Here is an 18454-nt window from a genome sequence, read left to right as displayed (position 1 = left end):
ATTGACCACAAGAGCTTCGCGGTTTCGTGCCCGCTCGCCCTGCAAAGCAGCGCCTTGTATCCGATTCTTGTTCATCGGCTCGCAGTTTCGCTCCACGCTTCCTCCCCACAGTCGGTCGCCCTTCCGCAGTTGCGCTTCGCTTCGCTCGCTGTGGTCAGCTCGCGGCGGGACTTGCACCCGCAAGAGTGCGCCCATGCTGGGCGCACACGAAAAAACGGCGCCAGAGACTCTGGCGCCGTTGTCGTAAAAGCACTTGCGTGTTCTTAGAAGTCCATCAGCACGCCGACGCCAATCGATTTCTGCGCGTAGTTGTAGTCGATCAGGCTCTGGCCGTAGCCGGAGAACAGCTGGACATAACCCTTCAGGTTGACCACCAGCGGAAACGCGACGCTGGCCTGCACCGCACCGTGCTTGGTGTCGAAATTGCGGCGCAACATCGCCGAATACTCATACCCTTTGTCGCGGTAGGTGATGCGCACGTCGCCGTTGCCCATGAAATCGGTGATGTCCGCGTTGTCGTTGTTCGACTTGGCGTTGTCGAGCCGCTTCCAGACGCGGGCAGTAACGCCGAGGTCGCCGCTTTCCAGGCCAAGCTGGGCGTAGAACCGGTTCCAGCTGCGCGACAGCGACGACGACTGGCCGTTCGACTGGTGCACGAAGCCGACCGAGGCGAAGCGCACGGCGACGTTGCCGATGTGCTTATTGATCGGCATCACCGCCATCACTTCCGGCTGGTAATTCGTTTCGCGGAACGGGCTCGACTCGCTGCGTGCGTATGCCTGCCAGAAGCTCTTCTGCGTGTAGCCGGCCCAGATGTCGATCGGCGTATCGGCGATGCTCTCGATCAGTTTCGCCTTGAAGCTGAGCTGGTAGGTCAGCTCGACGTGCTTCGACTTATATCCTTCCGGCACAAAGTCGCGGAATGGGCGGTCGTTGGTGGCGTTGCTCTGGTTGGCGATGAGCAGGTAGTTGTCCGACAGCTGGTGCACGGCGTAGCGGCCGCGCTTGGCCGCGGTGTTCAGTTCCCACTCCTGCGACATGCGCGAGATCGGGGTGTCCGGCTTCATCACATTCTTCTGTGGCGCCGCGGCGACGACGGCTTCGGCAGATGCCGCTGGTGCAGTCACGGTAGCGATCGAGGCGGACTCGGCGGGGACTGGGGCCACAGCTGGTTTTGCGGTGGACGCCTTGTCTACCTGCTTGGACAAGGCATCAAAACAACCGAGTCGGGCGCTTGAATCGCCGAGTACGGCGCAACGCAATAAATGCTGTTCGGTTTCGGCGGCTTGCGCCGGTGCTATCGCGAGCAACATCGCCGCGACGATTACTGAGTGTTCGAATTTCATGAAACGGACTACCTTTTGCCTATTGGAAACGGCAAGTATATCGGCATATGGCAAAGGGCGTCCGCCCCGGAGGATTAGCTGGGCAGGCTTCAAACCAACAAAGGCACCGGGCTTCGGCCTCGGTGCCTTTATTTCGGTATGACCGGCGAGCTGACGTTTACGTCAGTTCAAACTCCGCAGGAGTCAAACCCAACTCCTTGATGATCCTTTTGGCAACGGCTTGTTCGCTCACGTCGAAGTTGCCGTCCGACGAAGCAATCGCGATGACCATCCGCACCAGCAGGCGCGCGGCGCCTTCGTTGGACTTCATCTTGTGCAGGGCGGCGTAAGCCTTGGCTTCGCCGATGTCCTTGTCGAACTCGATCTGTCCGACAAAATCCTGGAACGCCTTGATGACATCGCTGGTCGTGAATACGGACATGGCGTCGTTGCTTTCGATGAACTTAACCATCTTCTGCTTCTCTTCCGCGCTGACACTGCCGTCAGCCATTGCCACGAGCGCCGAGCCCGCCATAGCCGCGTTCAGGAAGTCCTTGTTCTTGTACTTCAGCGCTTCCGTCTTCAGCTCGCTGGCCTTGCTCTTCAGCTTCGACAAGAAATTTTCAAAAGCCATTTGTATCTCCGGTCTAATATAGAACAGTGATATTACGCCTTTGTGCGCGGTTCAGTACGCACACGCCATAAACCGGCCCAAACGCGGTGCAGAAAGGGCATTGCCCGCTGCATTTGGCGCTGCCGGGCTGCACTTCGCGGCCCCATACATTCACGCGTCGCATGGCCCCCAACATCAGTCCGCCCTCAGGCAAAGTGGCAGCAACTTAACCAACTTTGCGGACCATGCCATGCTGATTCAAATTGTGACTCACACTCCCGTCTACGTGTGGGCGATTCTTGCCTTGCTGGTTTATCGGGGAGTCGTGGCAATGCGCGACCGCGAGATGACGATTCGTAAGCTATTCATCATCCCCGTCATCATGCTGGCGCTGTCGCTGCAGGACGTCGTGGCCAAATTTGGCGCCGGCTTCATGCCGCTGTCAGTCTGGACAGGCAGCGCAGTGCTGATGACGCTGCTGGTCTGGAAGTTCAGCAGCGCAGGTGTCAGTGCTGCCGCCTCATCTGGCCGCGTGATTGTCCACGGCAGCTGGGCGCCGCTGGCGATGATGATGGCAATCTTCTTCACCAAGTACGCCACCGCCGTAACGCTCGTGATCAAGCCGTCAGCCAGCCAGGATCCGCTGTTTTCGACTGTTGTCTGCGCCTTGCTCGGCGTTTTTAGTGGCTACTTCCTCGGGCGCCTAGTGGGCACCCTGCAAGGTCTCCAGGTAGGCAGACTCGAGTACTTCTCAGCGGTTTAACAAGATGTGAAGCGACGATACTAGCGACGCCTGAACAGACCTCTCGCAAAATCAGACAGGCGGCGGAGTAACCGTGCCTCGATGGCGACCAAGCGCGTCACCCAAGGCGGCAGTTTAATATCCTGGGACAGCTTGCCTGCGATTTCCTCTGGAGTTTTGTCAGAAGCAAAAATCGCTTTGTAAAAGCTGAAAAGGATTTTAATTTCGATCACTGCAAGTACAGTTATAGCCATCGTGCGCAGCCATCCGACCGAACCAAGAATATGCTGATGTTCGGCAGGTATAAGGTGTGAAGTAGCCCAGATCCCAAGCGAAGCGAGACCTACCATGCGCAAGAGCACTGCCGCTCCCCGGGCGCGGTAACACCAGAGATAAAGCAGCGGCACTACAACCGCAAAGTCGAAAAGCAGTGCCCCTTCAAGCAGACGCGGCTGACTCCAATCCTGGAAGTGAAGCGCAGTTACATCGCCCAAGACAACAGCGATTGCCAGCGGGTAGAACCAGTTACTACGGAACCACCGATATGCAATGTGATCGCCTGAAATTTGCGCCATTACTCTTCCTTTTCGCTGAATACTATCCAGACCCCATCAACATACGCGCGCCAGTTGCTTCTTATTTCGAGCCGCCTGAGCGCAGGTCCTTCAGGCGTGCAATGGCGTTCGTCTGCCCTTTGTCCACCGCGACTGCCTTCTCGTAAGCCGCGATGGCCAACGCCGTTTCACCCAGCGCCTCATACGCCTCGCCCTCGCTATCGTAGGCATTGCCGTACTTCGGTTCGATGTGCGTCGCCAGCTTGAACATCTCCACCGCAGCGCGCGCGTTTTTCCCACGCAGCTGTTGATAGCCCCAGGTATTCAGGTTGATGGGGCTGACCTTGAAGTCCGGCGACGACGCGGCCATGTCGGTATAGAGCTTTTGCGCATCCTTAAAGCCGGCCTTGGAGTACGCGCGCAGAAAGTCTGCCTCGCCAACCGGGACAAACTTCGCAGGAGCTGATTCCATCGACATCACCTGCGGTCCGATGCCATTTCGCGCCGGCGACGCTTTCATGAATGCCAGCGCCTTGGCATCGCTTTTCAGATAAGCGTCCAGAAACTTGTGCGCGTAAAGCGCACCGCTGCGGTATGCCTGCAGCACATCGGCGCGCTGGTAGTCACCGAAAGCGTTGTCGGGAGCGAAGCGCAGTTGCCATGAACTGAAGTCCGAGTGCGTCATCGGAGGCATGGTCGTGACATACACATCCGAATATTTCATCGAATTGAGATAGCTGGCGCCCAATTTATCGCTGCGTTCCATCGCCTCGGCGGTCGGTGAGCGGGCACCGAGGAACAGCATCGGCACCGCTGTGCGCGCCGGCCGCACATAGGGGGCCGCGCCCCAGATCTTCGGATGGTAGCGGATGGAACCGTCAAGACTTACCAACGCTTTAATGCGGCTTGACCGGGCGGCCGCAAACACATTGGCCATGCCGCCCCAGCTGAAGCCAGCCGCCGCGACTTTCGTGATGTCGGCCTGCGGCAGCGTTTGCGCATAATTGGCGAGGAAGGCGATATCGGCCGCCTGCGCCTCAATGCCTTCGATATCGTCGGTCATCATGGGAGCGCGTGCGCCCAGGCTGCGGCTTGCCATGACCACGTAGCCCTGGCTGGCCAGGTATTCGCACAGGTCGAGGTTTTCGAAAGCGCTAGAGGCAAAGCTCGGCGCGTAGATCACCACGGGAAAGCTGCCGTCAGCGGGAGCGGCGCCGCGTACCGCCAAGGTCGACGCGCCGTATTGCACTTTCTGCGGGCCCGCCATCCAGCCCGCCCGCTGCTTTGCTGCCTCGGCAGCAGGCAAAGCGAAGTCGACATCGCTCAGGGCGGCGTGGCGATAATCAGCCACCTGCATCGGCGCTGCATTGGTGCGCTTGGCCGGATACCAGATCATGATTTGAATCGGCCGCGCCGATTCGGCGCTGACGGTTTTGCCGAATGCATCGACCTGCGCTTCCATTACACGGCTGTAGTCATATTGCTGCACGATGCGCAAGCCGACAGAGTGCGGGCCGGCTTCAGGAATGATGGCAGGTGTGCCGGCGGTGGTAGCTGCCGCCAGCGCACTGCCGCAAAGAATAAAAATCGGGACGGACAGGAATATCGAAAAAGAACGGATGCGCATTGGATTTATCCCCTTATTTGGAGTTTTAACAATAGCAGCGCTGCATCCGGACTGATCTAGCCGAGCGATGAACTGTCGAAACAGAGGGGTGGACTGCGCCGGCTGTGCGGAATGACTTCTCCGGGCCACCGTGGAATTGGTCTATCTCGATTACGACGGCGCCAAGACGGCGCTGTGCGAACGCCCGCAGGAGTTGCCGGTGCTGTGCCTGATCCCGCGGGAGAGGCTCACTGCCACAGCCGCCACCAGGGCCGCACGCCCTGCTCGTCGTGCAGAACATCGAAGGGCGTATCGTCCACCGCGGGATTGATGTCATCGTGCCGGAAGCCGCTTAGCTCTTTGGCCAGGATCAGCGGAATATCCATATGAAAATGGCCGTCAAAGTTCTCGCTGTCCTCGCCTTCGACACTGGCCACCAGCGCGTGAAAGCGCTGCGGCACCCGGCCCTCGAATGAGATGTTTTCCGGGTCTTCACTGCCGTCGTGCGCCACGCTCCAGCTCCGTTTGCCGTCTTCCCACAGTTCGCAAGACGCGAAGCCAACGTGTTCTTCGACCGCGCACGCCACAGCCCTGCAGCCGAGCGAGATCGCCGCCATGCTTGCAGGACTGGCGATGCGGTGATCACAGCGCGAAGCGGCGAGCAGGAACCAGTTGTACGGAAGCGCATGGCTGACCAGCCCGATGAACGGGTAGCCGCACTGTTTAGCGGTTTTGCTCAGGGACAGGCGCGCGAGGGCAAGCTCGCCCGGAAGGGTCTCGACCGCGACCCAGGCTAATGAAATCCCCATATTCTCTTAGTAATTTGATCGACATGATAATTTAACATGAGATGTCGCGAAGCGGATCAGCCAGGTATGGTCAAGATTGTCTTTATATTGTGGCCGACTATAAGTTACACGGACTGTGCAATTTTTTAGAATTGCCACTTCTCAAGGCTGGCCTCGTTGCTGTCTAAAAAAAACGGCACCGGGATTTCTCCTCGGTGCCGTTTTCGTTTGGATGACTAGCTAATTACGCGTCGTCGCCCTGATGGGTTGCTGCTGCGGTGCTGTCTTCCATCGCTTGCAGCTCGGAAGCCATGTTGGCCTTCTCTTGCTGCAGCAACGCTGCACGCTCTTCCACTTCCCACGCTTCTTTTTCCTTCTTGGCGCGATGGAATGCCAGACCGGTACCGCCAGGAATCAGGCGGCCGACGATGACGTTTTCCTTCAGGCCGCGCAGACCGTCGCGCTTGCCCATGATCGCCGCTTCGGTAAGCACGCGGGTGGTTTCCTGGAACGATGCAGCCGAGATGAACGAATCGGTCGACAGCGATGCCTTGGTAATACCCAGCAGTACGTTTTCGTACGTCGCCGGGATCTTGCCGGCGGCAGTGACGCGGTCGTTTTCGTCCAGCAGTTCCGAACGCTCGACCTGTTCACCGACGATGTAGTTCGCATCGCCAGCTTCGACGATCTGAACGCGGCGCAGCATCTGGCGCACGATCACTTCGATGTGCTTGTCGTTGATCTTCACGCCCTGCAGACGGTACACGTCCTGCACTTCGTCGACGATGTAACGGGCCAGCGCTTCGATACCCAGCAGACGCAGGATGTCCTGTGGATCGGCCGGGCCGTCCACGATCATCTCGCCCTTGTTCACTACCTGGCCGTCGTGTACCAGCACTTGCTTGTCCTTGGTGATCAGGAACTCGTGCTTGTTGCCGTCCATGTCCGTGATTTCTAGACGCTGCTTGCCTTTGGTTTCTTTACCGAACGCAACCGTACCCGTGACTTCCGCCAGCATGCCGGCGTCTTTCGGCGAACGCGCTTCGAACAGCTCGGCAACCCGTGGCAGACCACCGGTAATGTCGCGCGTCTTCTGCGATTCGGTTGGGATACGTGCCAGCACTTCGCCGACCGATACCGACTGGCCATCCTTGACCATGATCAGCGCGCCAACCTGGAAGCCAATCGCCACACTGTGTTCCGTGCCGGCGATCTTGACTTCTTCGTTGTTCTCGTTGAGCAGCTTGACCTGTGGACGCAAGGTCTTGGTCAGCGAACCACGACGCTTCGCATCGATCGCCACCAGGGTCGACAGGCCGGTCACTTCATCGACCTGGCGAGCAACGGTGACGCCCTCTTCCACGTTCTCGAAGCGCACGGTACCTGCGTACTCGGTGATGATCGGACGGGTCAGCGGATCCCAGGTCGCCAGGGCCGTACCGGCCTTGATGACGTTGCCATCCTTGACGTTCAGCGTCGCGCCGTACGGCACTTTATGACGCTCGCGCTCGCGGCCATGGTCGTCCGTGATCAGCACTTCGCCGGAACGGGAAATGACGATCTGCGAACCCTTGCCGTTGGTGACGTAACGCATGGTCGCGGTGAAACGGATGGTACCGTTCGACTTCGCTTCCACCGACGACGCCACTGCCGCACGCGATGCCGCACCACCAATGTGGAACGTACGCATCGTCAGCTGGGTACCAGGCTCACCAATCGACTGCGCAGCGATCACACCGACAGCTTCGCCGGAGTTGACCATGCTGCCGCGGCCGAGGTCACGGCCGTAGCACATTGCGCACAGGCCGAAGCGCGTGTCGCAAGTAAGCGGCGTACGGACCTTGACTTCGTCGATCGACAGGCGCTCGATTTCTTCGACCATGTCTTCGTCGAGCAGGGAACCGGCTTCGTACAGCGTTTCCTGGCTTTCCGGATTGACGATGTCGTGCACGTTGACACGGCCGAGGATACGGTCGCGCAACGGCTCGATGACTTCACCGCCTTCGACCAGCGCCTTCATCAGCGCGCCGTTGGTGGTGTTGCAATCGTCCTCGATGACAACCAGATCCTGCGTCACGTCGACCAGGCGGCGCGTCAGGTAACCCGAGTTCGCGGTTTTCAGCGCGGTGTCGGCCAGACCTTTACGAGCGCCGTGGGTCGAGATGAAGTACTGAAGCACGTTCAGGCCTTCGCGGAAGTTCGCGGTAATCGGCGTTTCGATAATCGAACCGTCCGGCTTGGCCATCAGGCCTCGCATACCGGCCAACTGGCGAATCTGGGCTGCAGAACCGCGCGCGCCGGAGTCGGCCATCATGTAAATGGCGTTGAACGATTCCTGCGTCGACTTGGTGCCGTCGCGCTTGATGACGTCTTCGACTTTGAGCTGGTCCATCATGGCCTTGCCGACTTCGTCCGAGGTCTTGCCCCAGATGTCGACGACCTTGTTGTAACGCTCGCCGGAAGTGACCAGGCCGGACGAATACTGCTGTTCGATCTGCTTGACTTCCTGCTCCGCTGCTGCGATCAGGGTGACCTTTTGCGGCGGTACCAGCATGTCGTCGACGGCGATCGAGATACCGGCGCGCGTTGCGAGACGGAAACCGGACTGCATCAGCTTGTCGGCGAACACGACGGTGGCACGCAGGCCGCACTTGCGGAACGACGTGTTGATCAGCTTCGAAATCTCTTTCTTCTTCAGGGCCTTGTTCAGTACGGAGAACGGCAGGCCATGCGGCAGGATTTCGGACAGGATCGCGCGGCCGACGGTGGTTTCGTAGCGCGTGACGGTGCGCACGAATTCGCCGGTCTCGGCATCTTTCGGGTTCTCGACGATACGGACCGTGATACGGGTCGTCAGTTCCACTTCCTTGTTGTCGTAGGCGCGAATGACTTCGGACACGTCGGTAAACAACATGCCTTCGTTCTTGGCGTTGATCGCTTCGCGGGTCGCGTAGTACAGGCCGAGCACGATATCCTGGGAAGGAACGATCGACGGCTCGCCGTTCGACGGGAACAGGATGTTGTTCGACGCCAGCATCAGCGTGCGCGCTTCCATCTGTGCTTCGATCGACAGCGGGACGTGGACAGCCATCTGGTCACCGTCGAAGTCGGCGTTGAACGCGGCGCAGACGAGTGGGTGCAGCTGGATGGCCTTGCCTTCAATCAGGACCGGCTCGAACGCCTGGATACCGAGGCGGTGAAGCGTAGGCGCACGGTTGAGCATGATCGGGTGTTCGCGGATCACGTCTTCCAGGATGTCCCACACCACCGGCTCTTGAATTTCAACCAGCTTCTTGGCCGCCTTGATGGTCGTTGCCAGACCCATCAATTCCAGCTTGTTGAAAATGAATGGCTTGAACAGTTCCAGCGCCATCAGTTTCGGCAGGCCGCACTGGTGCAGTTTGAGCTGAGGACCGACTACGATGACCGAACGGCCCGAATAGTCGACGCGCTTGCCCAGCAAGTTCTGACGGAAACGACCGCCCTTGCCCTTGATCATTTCGGCGAGCGACTTCAGCGGACGCTTGTTGGCGCCGGTCATCGCTTTGCCGCGACGGCCGTTGTCCAGCAGCGAGTCGACCGCTTCTTGCAGCATGCGCTTTTCGTTACGCGTAATAATTTCCGGCGCGCGCAGTTCCATCAGGCGCTTCAGGCGGTTATTACGGTTGATGACGCGGCGATACAGGTCGTTCAGGTCGGAGGTCGCAAAGCGGCCGCCGTCCAGCGGTACCAGCGGACGCAGTTCCGGCGGCAGCACCGGCAGCACTTCCATGATCATCCAGTCCGGCTTGATGCCCGAACGCTGGAATGCCTCGAGCACTTTCAGGCGCTTGGCGTATTTCTTGATCTTCGCTTCGGACTTCGACTCTTTCAGCTCGACGCGCAGCGCCTCGGCATCGCGGTGGATGTCGATCGAACGCAGCAGCTCACGGATGCCTTCGGCGCCCATGAATGCGGTGAAGTCGTCGCCGTACTCTTCGTACTTGGCGGCGTAGTCGTCTTCCGACATGATCTGGCACTTCTTCAGCGGCGTCATGCCCGGATCGGTGACCACGTACGCTTCAAAGTACAGCACGCGTTCGATGTCGCGCAACGTCATGTCGAGGACCATGCCCAGACGCGACGGCAGCGACTTCAGGAACCAGATGTGCGCGGTTGGCGAAGCGAGCTCGATGTGACCCATGCGCTCGCGGCGCACTTTGGCCAGCGTGACTTCGACGCCGCATTTTTCGCAGATCACGCCGCGGTGTTTCAGGCGCTTGTACTTGCCGCACAGGCACTCGTAGTCCTTGATAGGACCAAAAATCTTGGCGCAGAACAGGCCGTCGCGCTCAGGCTTGAAGGTACGATAGTTGATGGTTTCCGGCTTTTTGACTTCGCCGTAGGACCACGAACGGATTTTTTCAGGCGACGCCAGGCCAATCTTGATGGCGTCGAAGGTTTCATTCGTTTGAACTTGCTTGAATAGATCGAGCAGTGCTTTCATGTATCACTCCAGAGGTGATTAAATTTCTATTTCCTAAGACTGGTTTGCCCGACCGTGTTTCCACGGCCGGGCAGCGCAATCTCAAACCAAATGACAGGTGACTTTGTCGTTTAGTTGCGTTCCAGGTCGATGTCGATACCCAGCGAACGGATTTCCTTGACCAGCACGTTGAACGATTCCGGCATACCGGCTTCGATCACATGGTCGCCTTTGACCAGGTTCTCGTAGACCTTGGTACGGCCGTTCACATCGTCCGACTTGACCGTCAGCATTTCCTGCAGCACGTACGATGCGCCGTACGCTTCCAGCGCCCACACTTCCATCTCACCGAAGCGCTGGCCGCCGAACTGGGCTTTACCGCCCAGTGGCTGCTGCGTCACCAGCGAGTACGGACCGGTCGAACGCGCGTGCATCTTGTCGTCGACCAGGTGGTGCAGCTTGAGCATGTGCATGTAGCCAACGGTAACCTTGCGCTCGAACGATTCGCCGGTGCGGCCGTCGTACATCGTGACCTGGTTCTTCGACGGCGTCATGCCCAGCTTCTTGGCAATATCGTCCGGGTAGGCCAGGTCCAGCATGCGATGGATCTCGGACTCGTGCGCGCCGTCAAACACCGGCGTCGCGAACGGCACGCCGCTCTTGAGGTTGTCCGCCAGCGACATGATTTCGTCGTCGCTGAAGCTGTCGAGGTCTTCCTGCTTGCCGGTCTCGTTGTAGATCGTGTTCAGGAACTTGCGCATTTCCTGGACCTTCGCTTGCGCCTTCAGCATTTCGCCGATGCGCAGGCCCAGACCGCGCGCGGCCCAGCCCAAGTGCGTTTCAAGAATCTGACCAACGTTCATTCGCGAAGGAACGCCCAGCGGGTTCAGCACCACGTCGGCCGGGGTACCGTCCGCCATGTATGGCATGTCTTCGACTGGCACGATACGGGACACCACACCCTTGTTACCGTGACGGCCGGCCATCTTGTCGCCCGACTGCAGGCGGCGCTTGACGGCCAGGTAGACCTTGACCATCTTTTGCACGCCTGGCTGCAGCTCGTCGCCTTGCGTCAGCTTCTTGCGCTTCTCTTCGAAGGCCAGGTCGAACTGGTGGCGCTTCTCGGCGATCGATTCCTTGATCGCTTCGAGGGCGGTGGCAGCGTCGTCTTCGCTCGGACGGATGTCGAACCAGTGGTACTTGTCGAGGTCGTCAAGGTAAGCCTTGTCGATCTTGGCGCCTTTTGCCAGCTTCTTAGGGCCGCCATTGACGACCTTACCGATCAGCATCTTTTCGAGACGCTGGAAGGCGTCGCCTTCGACGATACGCATCTGGTCGTTCAGGTCGAGGCGGAAGCGCTTGAGCTCATCATCGATAATCTGCTGGGCGCGCTTGTCGCGGACGATGCCTTCACGGGTGAAGACCTGGACGTCGATGACGGTGCCGATCATGCCCGATGGCACGCGCAGCGAGGTGTCTTTGACGTCCGATGCCTTCTCGCCGAAAATCGCGCGCAGCAGCTTTTCTTCAGGCGTCAGCTGGGTCTCGCCTTTTGGCGTGACCTTGCCGACCAGCGTGTCGCCAGCCTGCACTTCAGCGCCGATGTAGACGATGCCCGACTCGTCCAGGCGAGCCAATTGGTTCTCCGCCAGGTTCGAGATGTCGCGGGTGATTTCTTCCGCGCCCAGCTTGGTGTCACGCGCCACGACCGACAGCTCTTCGATGTGAATCGACGTGTAGCGGTCATCCTTGACGACGTTTTCCGAGATCAGGATCGAATCCTCGAAGTTCAGACCATTCCATGGCATGAACGCCACGAGCATGTTCTGGCCCAGGGCCAGTTCGCCCAGGTCGGTCGAGGCGCCGTCGGCGATCACGTCGCGCTTGGCGACGCGGTCACCAACCTGCACGATCGGACGCTGGTTGATGTTGGTGTTCTGGTTCGAACGGGTGTACTTGATCAGGTTGTAGATGTCGACGCCGACTTCGCCCGCGGTTGCTTCGTCGTCGTTGACGCGAATCACCACACGGCCTGCATCGATGTAGTCAACCACGCCGCCACGCAACGCTTGCACGGTGGTGCCCGAGTCGACCGCGACGGTACGCTCGATACCGGTACCGACGAATGCTTTTTCAGGGCGCAGGCAAGGAACTGCCTGGCGCTGCATGTTTGCACCCATCAATGCGCGGTTCGCGTCATCGTGCTCGAGGAACGGGATCAGCGACGCTGCAACCGACACGATCTGGCCCGGGGCCACGTCCATGTACTGGATGCGCTCCGGCGACACCAGGATCGTCTCGCCGGCTTCACGGGCCGAGACCAGTTCGTCGCTCAGCGTGCCTTCCGGCGAGATGGTCGCGTTCGCCTGGGCGATGATGTAGCGGCCTTCTTCGATGGCGGACAGGTAGTCGATCTTGTCGGTGACCATGCTGTTTTCGACCTTGCGGTACGGCGTCTCGAGGAAGCCGTATTCGTTCAGGCGGGCAAACAGAGCCAGCGAGTTGATCAGGCCAATGTTCGGGCCCTCAGGAGTTTCGATCGGGCACACGCGGCCGTAGTGGGTCGGGTGCACGTCGCGCACCTCGAAGCCCGCACGTTCGCGCGTCAGACCGCCGGGGCCCAGAGCCGAAACGCGGCGCTTGTGGGTAATTTCCGACAGCGGGTTGGTCTGGTCCATGAACTGCGACAGCTGGGACGAACCGAAGAATTCACGGATCGCAGCCGAAATCGGCTTGCTGTTGATCAGGTCATGCGGCATCAGGTTGTCCGCTTCGGCCTGGCCGAGGCGTTCCTTGACGGCGCGCTCAACTCGAACGAGGCCGGCGCGGAACTGATTTTCGGCCAGTTCGCCCACGCAACGCACACGGCGGTTACCGAGGTGATCGATATCGTCGACTTCGCCGCGGCCATTGCGCAGTTCCACCAGGATCTTGATCACAGCCAGCACGTCTTCGTTCGACAGCGTCATCGCGCCAGTCAGTTCGTCGCGGCCGATGCGGCGGTTGAACTTCATGCGGCCGACGGCCGACAGGTCGTAGCGTTCAGGGCTGTAGAACAGGCCGTTGAACAGCGCCTCGACCGAGTCTTCGGTCGGCGGCTCGCCTGGACGCATCATGCGGTAGATCGCCACTTTGGCGGCCATCTGGTCGGCGGTGTCGTCGATGCGCAGGGTCTGCGAAATGTAGGCGCCCTGGTCCAGGTCGTTCGTGTAGAGCGTCTGAATTTCGGTGATGTCGGCTTCGCGCAGCTTGCCCATCAGCTCTTCGGTCAGCTCGTCGTTGGCGGAGGCCACGACTTCGCCGGTTTCCGGGTCGACGATGTTCTTTGCCAGCACGCGGCCGAGCAGGTAGTCTTCAGGCACGGAGATGTGCTTGATGCCAGCCGCTTCGATGTCGCGCACGTGCTTGCTGTTGATGCGCTTGTCTTTCAGCACCAGGGTCTTGCCGGACTTGTCGACGATGTCGAAACGGGCCACTTCGCCACGCAGGCGCTCGGCGACAAATTCCATCTCGGCGCCTTCGGAGCGCAGATTGAAATTGTCGAACACGAAGAAGTTGGCCAGGATCTGCTCGTGCGACATGCCGATGGCTTTGAGCAGGATCGTCACTGGCATCTTGCGGCGGCGGTCGACGCGGAAGAACAGGATGTCTTTCGGGTCGAACTCGAAGTCGAGCCACGAGCCGCGGTAAGGAATGATACGCGCGGAAAACAGCAGCTTGCCGGACGAGTGGGTCTTGCCGCGGTCGTGTTCAAAGAACACGCCAGGCGAACGGTGCAGCTGAGACACGATGACGCGCTCGGTACCGTTGATGACGAACGAGCCGGTGGTGGTCATGAGCGGCAGTTCGCCCATGTACACTTCCTGCTCTTTCATTTCCTTGACCACAGGCTTGGTCGGCGATTCCTTGTCCAGGATCACCAGGCGCACCTTGGCGCGCAGCGGCGACGCGAACGTCAGGCCACGCTGTTGGCATTCCTTGACGTCGAAGGCAGGGTCGCCCAGGACATACGACAGGAACTCGAGGCGCGCAAAACCATTGTGCGACACGATCGGGAAAATCGAGGTGAAGGCCGACTGCAGGCCGTCGTTCTTGCGGGTCGACGGAATGGTATCCGCTTGCAAGAAGTTCTCGTAGGATTCAAGCTGGGTAGCCAGAAGGAAGGGAACGTTGTGAACGTTGGCGCGCTTCGCGAATGACTTGCGAATGCGTTTCTTCTCAGTAAATGAGTAGTGCATGGACACTCCGTGAGTGACTAAAGGATGAGAATTCAGGAATTTCCAGGGTCCGGCGCACTGGAAAGGCCTCAAGTCTCGAACTTTATGTCAGGTGAAAAGAAGATCGAACAAATACAGGGTACTACCTTACTACATATACGACGGGGACGACAAAAGAGCCAAAGCCGCATTCCCCTCCTTTCAGAGGGGAACCGCAAGCTTTGACTCTGGCGCGGTACTGCCGCCTGATACTGCTATTACTTGATTTCAGCTTTCGCGCCAGCGGCTTCCAGCTTGGCTTTGCCAGCTTCTGCGTCCGCTTTCGAGATTGCTTCTTTAACCGTCTTCGGTGCGCCGTCGACCAGGTCTTTCGCTTCTTTCAAGCCCAGGCCGGTGATTTCGCGAACTGCTTTGATGACGCCGACTTTGTTCGCGCCGAAGTCCGACAGGACCAGGTTGAACTCGGTCTGCTCTTCAACAACAGCTGCGGCTGCGCCGCCGCCTGCTGGGCCCGACGACATTGCTGCTGCCGAAACGCCAAACTTCTCTTCGAATGCCTTGACCAGGTCGTTCAGGTCCATTACGGACATTTCGCTAACTGCTGCCAGGATGTCGTCTTTGCTGATTGCCATTTGAAACTCCTAATTGTTTGTAGTACTTCTAAATTGATTACTTGAGAAAAAAGCGCTGCAGTAATTGCTAAACAATTACGCTGCCGCTGGGGCTTCTTCTGCAACAGCTTCTTCAGCTGGAGCGGCGCCTTCGCCTTTTTTCGCTGCCAGGGCAGCCAGACCACGTGCAAAGCCCGACACCGGAGCCAGCATCACGCCCAACAACTGCGCGATGAGAACTTCACGGCTAGGAATGCTTGCCAACGCTGCAACGGCCGCTTTATCGAGCGACTTGCCTGCGTAGTTACCAGCTTTGATGACCAGTTTGTCGTTGGTTTTAGCGAAGTCATTGATGACTCGCGCTGCTGCAACTGCATCTTCCGAGATCGAGTAGATCAACGGACCGGTCATGGCATCAGCCAGGGTAGCAAACGGCGTGCCTTCGACGGAGCGACGAGCGAGCGTATTTTTCAACACACGCAGGTACACGCCTTGAGCACGCGCTTTAGCACGAAGTTGCGTCAAGTGACCAACCTGGATGCCACGATATTCGGCCACGACGATCGTTTGCGCAGATGCTACTTTTGCGGAAACTTCGGCGACGACGGCCTTTTTGTCATTCAGATTGAGACCCACGGTCAACCTCCTTAAATGATGCTCGGCAAATGCCTTGCATCGGTTCGAACAACGGCGTCCGAAGTAAAGAGTACAACTGAGCGGATGAATTCACGCAGCATGGACTACAAAACTTGCTCGGGTACACCATCTGCGTTGGGTAAGTCCTTTTAACCTCAAGCTCAACTTCTGCCTTCGGCCCAACGGTCTTTGATTGTCTGGCCGGAGAGAATCCCCGACCAGCCCAAAGATTTACCGCACGCAAAAGCGCACGGGTTTGATTCTTAAGCTGCCAGACTGGTCTGGTCGACGCGAACGCCGGCGCCCATGGTCGACGACAGCGATACTTTGCGTACGTACACACCCTTCGACGTGGCTGGCTTGGCCTTGTTCAGTGCATCGATCAGCGCGACCAGGTTGCTCTTCAGGTCAGCGTCGGCGAACGACTTGCGGCCGATGGTGGCGTGAATGATGCCTGCCTTGTCGGTACGGTACTGAACCTGACCGGCTTTCGCGTTTTTGACCGCGGTAGCGACGTCGGCGGTAACGGTGCCGACTTTCGGGTTAGGCATCAGGCCGCGTGGTCCGAGAATCTGGCCCAGGGTACCGACGATACGCATCGTGTCTGGCGACGCGATGACGATATCGAAAGGCATGTTGCCGGCTTTAACCATCTCAGCCAGGTCTTCCATGCCGACGATGTCGGCGCCGGCGGCTTTCGCCTGCTCAGCCTTGTCGCCGGTGGCGAACACTGCAACACGGACGGTCTTGCCGGTGCCAGCTGGCAGCACGACGGAACCGCGGACAACCTGGTCCGATTTCTTCGGATCCACACCCAGTTGCACCGAGACGTCGATCGACTCGTTGAACTTGGCGGTGGCGAATTCCTTGATCAGGGCTACTGCATTGTCGAAGCCATACGACTTGTTACGGTCGACCTTGGCCTTGATTGCTTTGACGCGCTTGGACAGTTTTGCCATGATTAGATCCCTTCCACCGTGATGCCCATCGAACGCGCGGAACCGGCGATGATGCGCACTGCGGCATCCATGTCGGCAGCGGTCAGATCTGGCTGTTTTGTTTTTGCGATTTCTTCAGCTTGGGCGCGGGTCAGCGAACCGACTTTGTCGGTATGTGGCTTCGGCGAACCTTTGGTGATGCCGGCGGCTTTCTTGATCAGGTAGGTCGCTGGCGGCGTCTTCATCACGAACGTGAACGACTTGTCCGCAAACGCGGTGATCACGACTGGAATTGGCATACCTGGCTCGACACCTTGGGTCTGGGCGTTGAACGCCTTGCAGAATTCCATGATGTTCAGGCCGCGCTGACCCAGTGCTGGGCCGATCGGTGGGGATGGGTTTGCTTTACCAGCTGGTACTTGCAGCTTGATAAAACCAATGATTTTCTTTGCCATGATGGCTCCTATCTTGGATGAGTAGTAGCGCCCCGCCGGTCAAACAATGGCAGGGCTCCTCTTACTGGGTTCCGCGGAATTCTGCGCCGTCCCAGTTACACGGTATTTAAACTTTTTCGACCTGGCCGAACTCGAGTTCGACTGGCGTTGCGCGGCCGAAGATGGTGACCGAGACGCGCACTTTGGATTTCTCGTAATTGACTTCTTCGACGTTGCCGTTGAAGTCAGTGAACGGACCATCCTTGATACGTACCTGCTCGCCCACTTCGTACAGCACTTTCGGACGCGGCTTCTCGACGCCCTCTTGCATCTGCTGCATGATCTTGTCGATCTCGCGCGCCGGAATCGGCGTCGGCTTGTTCGACTTGCCGCCGATGAAACCGGTGACCTTGCTGGTGTTTTTCACCAGGTGCCACGTCTCGTCGGTCATTTCCATCTCGACCAGCACGTAGCCAGGGAAGAAACGACGCTCGGAAACCGACTTGACGCCGTTCTTGACTTCGACGACTTCTTCGACCGGGACCAGGATCTGGCCGAACTGGTCTTGCATGCCGGCGCGTTCGACGCGCTCGGTCAGGGCGCGCATGACGCTCTTCTCCATGCCCGAATACGCATGCACGACGTACCAGCGCTTGTTGCTAACTGGAACGCTCAGCGGTGCACCAGCGTCTTGTGCCGGGACTTCTTCGCCGGCCGCATCGTCTTGTACAATTTCGCTCATCATTGTTTCCAACCCAGTATTAAGTCGTACAGCAGGAATTCCAGGACCTTGTCCGTACCCCACAGGAACAGCGCCATCACCAGCACGAACGCGAACACGATCATGGTGATCTGCGTCGCTTCCTTGCGGGTCGGCCAGACGACCTTCTTGGTTTCGCGGACAGCTTCCTTGGCGAAGCTGAGGAACTCACGGCCCGTGGCGGAAGTCCACAAAAGCAGGACGGCAAAAGCCAAACCAGCCACGAGTGCGCCGGCGCACATCAAAGCTGGTTTATTTTGGCCTTTCAGGTAGAAGAACCCGACGACCCCTGCAATCGCGGCGACTACTGCCAGCGCCACCTTAAACTTGTCGTTCGACGTGCTTACGGTTTGCACGGTTTGATTAGACATACTTTTTTACTTTCGGTGCCCTGCACCAGAACGGTGGCAGGGACGGAGGGCATCGAACCCCCAACCTTCGGTTTTGGAGACCGACGCTCTGCCAATTGAGCTACGTCCCTACGTAAAACTTCAGTGGAATCGACGATTGTACCATCGGACACGCGTCCGGGCAAGCCGCCAACTTCCTCGACCCGGAATCACACGATTCCAAATCTAAAAAAGGGAACCGGCCCGCAGGGCCCGGCCCCCTCTTCCTACTGTTACTTGCCTTCGCTGAGGATCTTGGCAACGACGCCGGCGCCGACGGTACGACCGCCTTCACGGATAGCGAAGCGCAGGCCTTCTTCCATCGCGATCGGGTTGATCAGCTTGACGGTGATCGACACGTTATCGCCTGGCATGA

15 protein-coding genes and 1 tRNA gene are annotated in these 18454 nt (G+C 58.7%); 1 reads left to right on the top strand and 15 read right to left on the bottom strand.

Annotated features, from left to right (window positions below):
• Positions 1 to 263 precede the first annotated feature (263 nt).
• Both CR105_RS26260 and CR105_RS26255 read right to left on the bottom strand, forming a co-directional pair.
• Positions 264 to 1067 (bottom strand): phospholipase A, encoded by an 804-nt coding sequence (locus tag CR105_RS26260; RefSeq protein ID WP_229414135.1) that lies wholly within the window; start codon positions 1065 to 1067, stop codon positions 264 to 266.
• Between the two features lie 436 nt (positions 1068 to 1503).
• Positions 1504 to 1959, bottom strand: a complete 456-nt coding sequence (locus CR105_RS26255; RefSeq protein WP_099793781.1) for a tellurite resistance TerB family protein — start codon at positions 1957 to 1959, stop codon at positions 1504 to 1506.
• Positions 1960 to 2188: 229 nt separating this feature from the next.
• Here CR105_RS26255 and CR105_RS26250 point away from each other — a divergent pair, with 229 nt between their 5' ends.
• Entirely contained in the window at positions 2189 to 2701 is a 513-nt protein-coding gene (locus CR105_RS26250) for a DUF6622 family protein (RefSeq protein WP_099793787.1), read from the top strand.
• A gap of 20 nt (positions 2702 to 2721) precedes the next feature.
• Here CR105_RS26250 and CR105_RS26245 read toward each other — a convergent pair whose 3' ends face one another.
• From CR105_RS26245 to CR105_RS26180, 13 genes are all read right to left on the bottom strand, one after another.
• Positions 2722 to 3255 carry a hypothetical protein gene (locus CR105_RS26245; RefSeq protein WP_099793779.1) on the bottom strand — a complete coding sequence of 178 codons (534 nt, stop codon included), beginning with the start codon at positions 3253 to 3255 and terminating at the stop codon, positions 2722 to 2724.
• 61 nt (positions 3256 to 3316) lie between these two features.
• Positions 3317 to 4861, bottom strand: coding sequence for a dienelactone hydrolase family protein (locus CR105_RS26240; RefSeq protein ID WP_131021799.1), 1545 nt, complete (start codon positions 4859 to 4861; stop codon positions 3317 to 3319).
• Between the two features lie 227 nt (positions 4862 to 5088).
• Positions 5089 to 5649 (bottom strand): hypothetical protein, encoded by a 561-nt coding sequence (locus tag CR105_RS26230; protein WP_099793773.1) that lies wholly within the window; start codon positions 5647 to 5649, stop codon positions 5089 to 5091.
• Positions 5650 to 5872: 223 nt separating this feature from the next.
• Complete coding sequence (gene rpoC / locus CR105_RS26225; RefSeq protein WP_099793771.1) at positions 5873 to 10114, bottom strand: DNA-directed RNA polymerase subunit beta'; 4242 nt, start codon at positions 10112 to 10114, stop codon at positions 5873 to 5875.
• Positions 10115 to 10224: 110 nt separating this feature from the next.
• Positions 10225 to 14331, bottom strand: a complete 4107-nt coding sequence (gene rpoB, locus CR105_RS26220) for a DNA-directed RNA polymerase subunit beta (protein ID WP_099793769.1) — start codon at positions 14329 to 14331, stop codon at positions 10225 to 10227.
• A gap of 236 nt (positions 14332 to 14567) precedes the next feature.
• Positions 14568 to 14942 (bottom strand): 50S ribosomal protein L7/L12, encoded by a 375-nt coding sequence (gene rplL / locus CR105_RS26215; protein WP_099793767.1) that lies wholly within the window; start codon positions 14940 to 14942, stop codon positions 14568 to 14570.
• Positions 14943 to 15017: 75 nt separating this feature from the next.
• Entirely contained in the window at positions 15018 to 15557 is a 540-nt protein-coding gene (gene rplJ / locus CR105_RS26210) for a 50S ribosomal protein L10 (RefSeq protein ID WP_099793785.1), read from the bottom strand.
• Between the two features lie 263 nt (positions 15558 to 15820).
• Positions 15821 to 16516: a 50S ribosomal protein L1 gene (gene rplA, locus CR105_RS26205; protein WP_099793765.1), complete on the bottom strand. Its 696-nt coding sequence runs from the start codon at positions 16514 to 16516 to the stop codon at positions 15821 to 15823.
• 2 nt (positions 16517 to 16518) lie between these two features.
• Entirely contained in the window at positions 16519 to 16950 is a 432-nt protein-coding gene (gene rplK, locus CR105_RS26200) for a 50S ribosomal protein L11 (RefSeq protein ID WP_099793763.1), read from the bottom strand.
• Between the two features lie 106 nt (positions 16951 to 17056).
• Positions 17057 to 17671, bottom strand: coding sequence for a transcription termination/antitermination protein NusG (nusG, locus tag CR105_RS26195; RefSeq protein WP_099793761.1), 615 nt, complete (start codon positions 17669 to 17671; stop codon positions 17057 to 17059).
• Positions 17671 to 18060 carry a preprotein translocase subunit SecE gene (gene secE / locus CR105_RS26190; protein ID WP_099793759.1) on the bottom strand — a complete coding sequence of 130 codons (390 nt, stop codon included), beginning with the start codon at positions 18058 to 18060 and terminating at the stop codon, positions 17671 to 17673. The genes nusG and secE overlap by 1 nt, the downstream gene beginning before the upstream one ends.
• Positions 18061 to 18094: 34 nt before the next feature.
• Positions 18095 to 18170 (bottom strand) — tRNA-Trp (locus CR105_RS26185).
• A 141-nt stretch (positions 18171 to 18311) separates the two neighbouring features.
• Positions 18312 to 18454: EF-Tu C-terminal domain-related protein (locus CR105_RS26180; RefSeq protein WP_502522188.1), on the bottom strand; the 143-nt coding region annotated here is incomplete at its 5' end.

Source organism: Massilia eurypsychrophila (assembly GCF_002760655.1).
Taxonomy (GTDB): domain Bacteria; phylum Pseudomonadota; class Gammaproteobacteria; order Burkholderiales; family Burkholderiaceae_D; genus JAFCUW01.
Note: the sequence above shows the minus strand (reverse complement) of the source record. Positions and strands in the feature narration are given on the sequence as shown.

Excerpts from the sequence above, each read along its gene's own strand:
- CR105_RS26260 (WP_229414135.1), bottom strand. The coding sequence starts at position 1,067 with ATGAAGCCGGACACCCCGATCTCGCGCATGTCGCAGGAGTGGGAACTG.
- CR105_RS26255 (WP_099793781.1), bottom strand. The coding sequence starts at position 1,959 with ATGGCTTTTGAAAATTTCTTGTCGAAGCTGAAGAGCAAGGCCAGCGAG.
- CR105_RS26250 (WP_099793787.1), top strand. The coding sequence starts at position 2,189 with ATGCTGATTCAAATTGTGACTCACACTCCCGTCTACGTGTGGGCGATT.
- CR105_RS26245 (WP_099793779.1), bottom strand. The coding sequence starts at position 3,255 with ATGGCGCAAATTTCAGGCGATCACATTGCATATCGGTGGTTCCGTAGT.
- CR105_RS26240 (WP_131021799.1), bottom strand. The coding sequence starts at position 4,861 with ATGCGCATCCGTTCTTTTTCGATATTCCTGTCCGTCCCGATTTTTATT.
- CR105_RS26230 (WP_099793773.1), bottom strand. The coding sequence starts at position 5,649 with ATGGGGATTTCATTAGCCTGGGTCGCGGTCGAGACCCTTCCGGGCGAG.
- rpoC (WP_099793771.1), bottom strand. The coding sequence starts at position 10,114 with ATGAAAGCACTGCTCGATCTATTCAAGCAAGTTCAAACGAATGAAACC.
- rpoB (WP_099793769.1), bottom strand. The coding sequence starts at position 14,331 with ATGCACTACTCATTTACTGAGAAGAAACGCATTCGCAAGTCATTCGCG.
- rplL (WP_099793767.1), bottom strand. The coding sequence starts at position 14,942 with ATGGCAATCAGCAAAGACGACATCCTGGCAGCAGTTAGCGAAATGTCC.
- rplA (WP_099793765.1), bottom strand. The coding sequence starts at position 16,516 with ATGGCAAAACTGTCCAAGCGCGTCAAAGCAATCAAGGCCAAGGTCGAC.
- rplK (WP_099793763.1), bottom strand. The coding sequence starts at position 16,950 with ATGGCAAAGAAAATCATTGGTTTTATCAAGCTGCAAGTACCAGCTGGT.
- nusG (WP_099793761.1), bottom strand. The coding sequence starts at position 17,671 with ATGAGCGAAATTGTACAAGACGATGCGGCCGGCGAAGAAGTCCCGGCA.
- secE (WP_099793759.1), bottom strand. The coding sequence starts at position 18,060 with ATGTCTAATCAAACCGTGCAAACCGTAAGCACGTCGAACGACAAGTTT.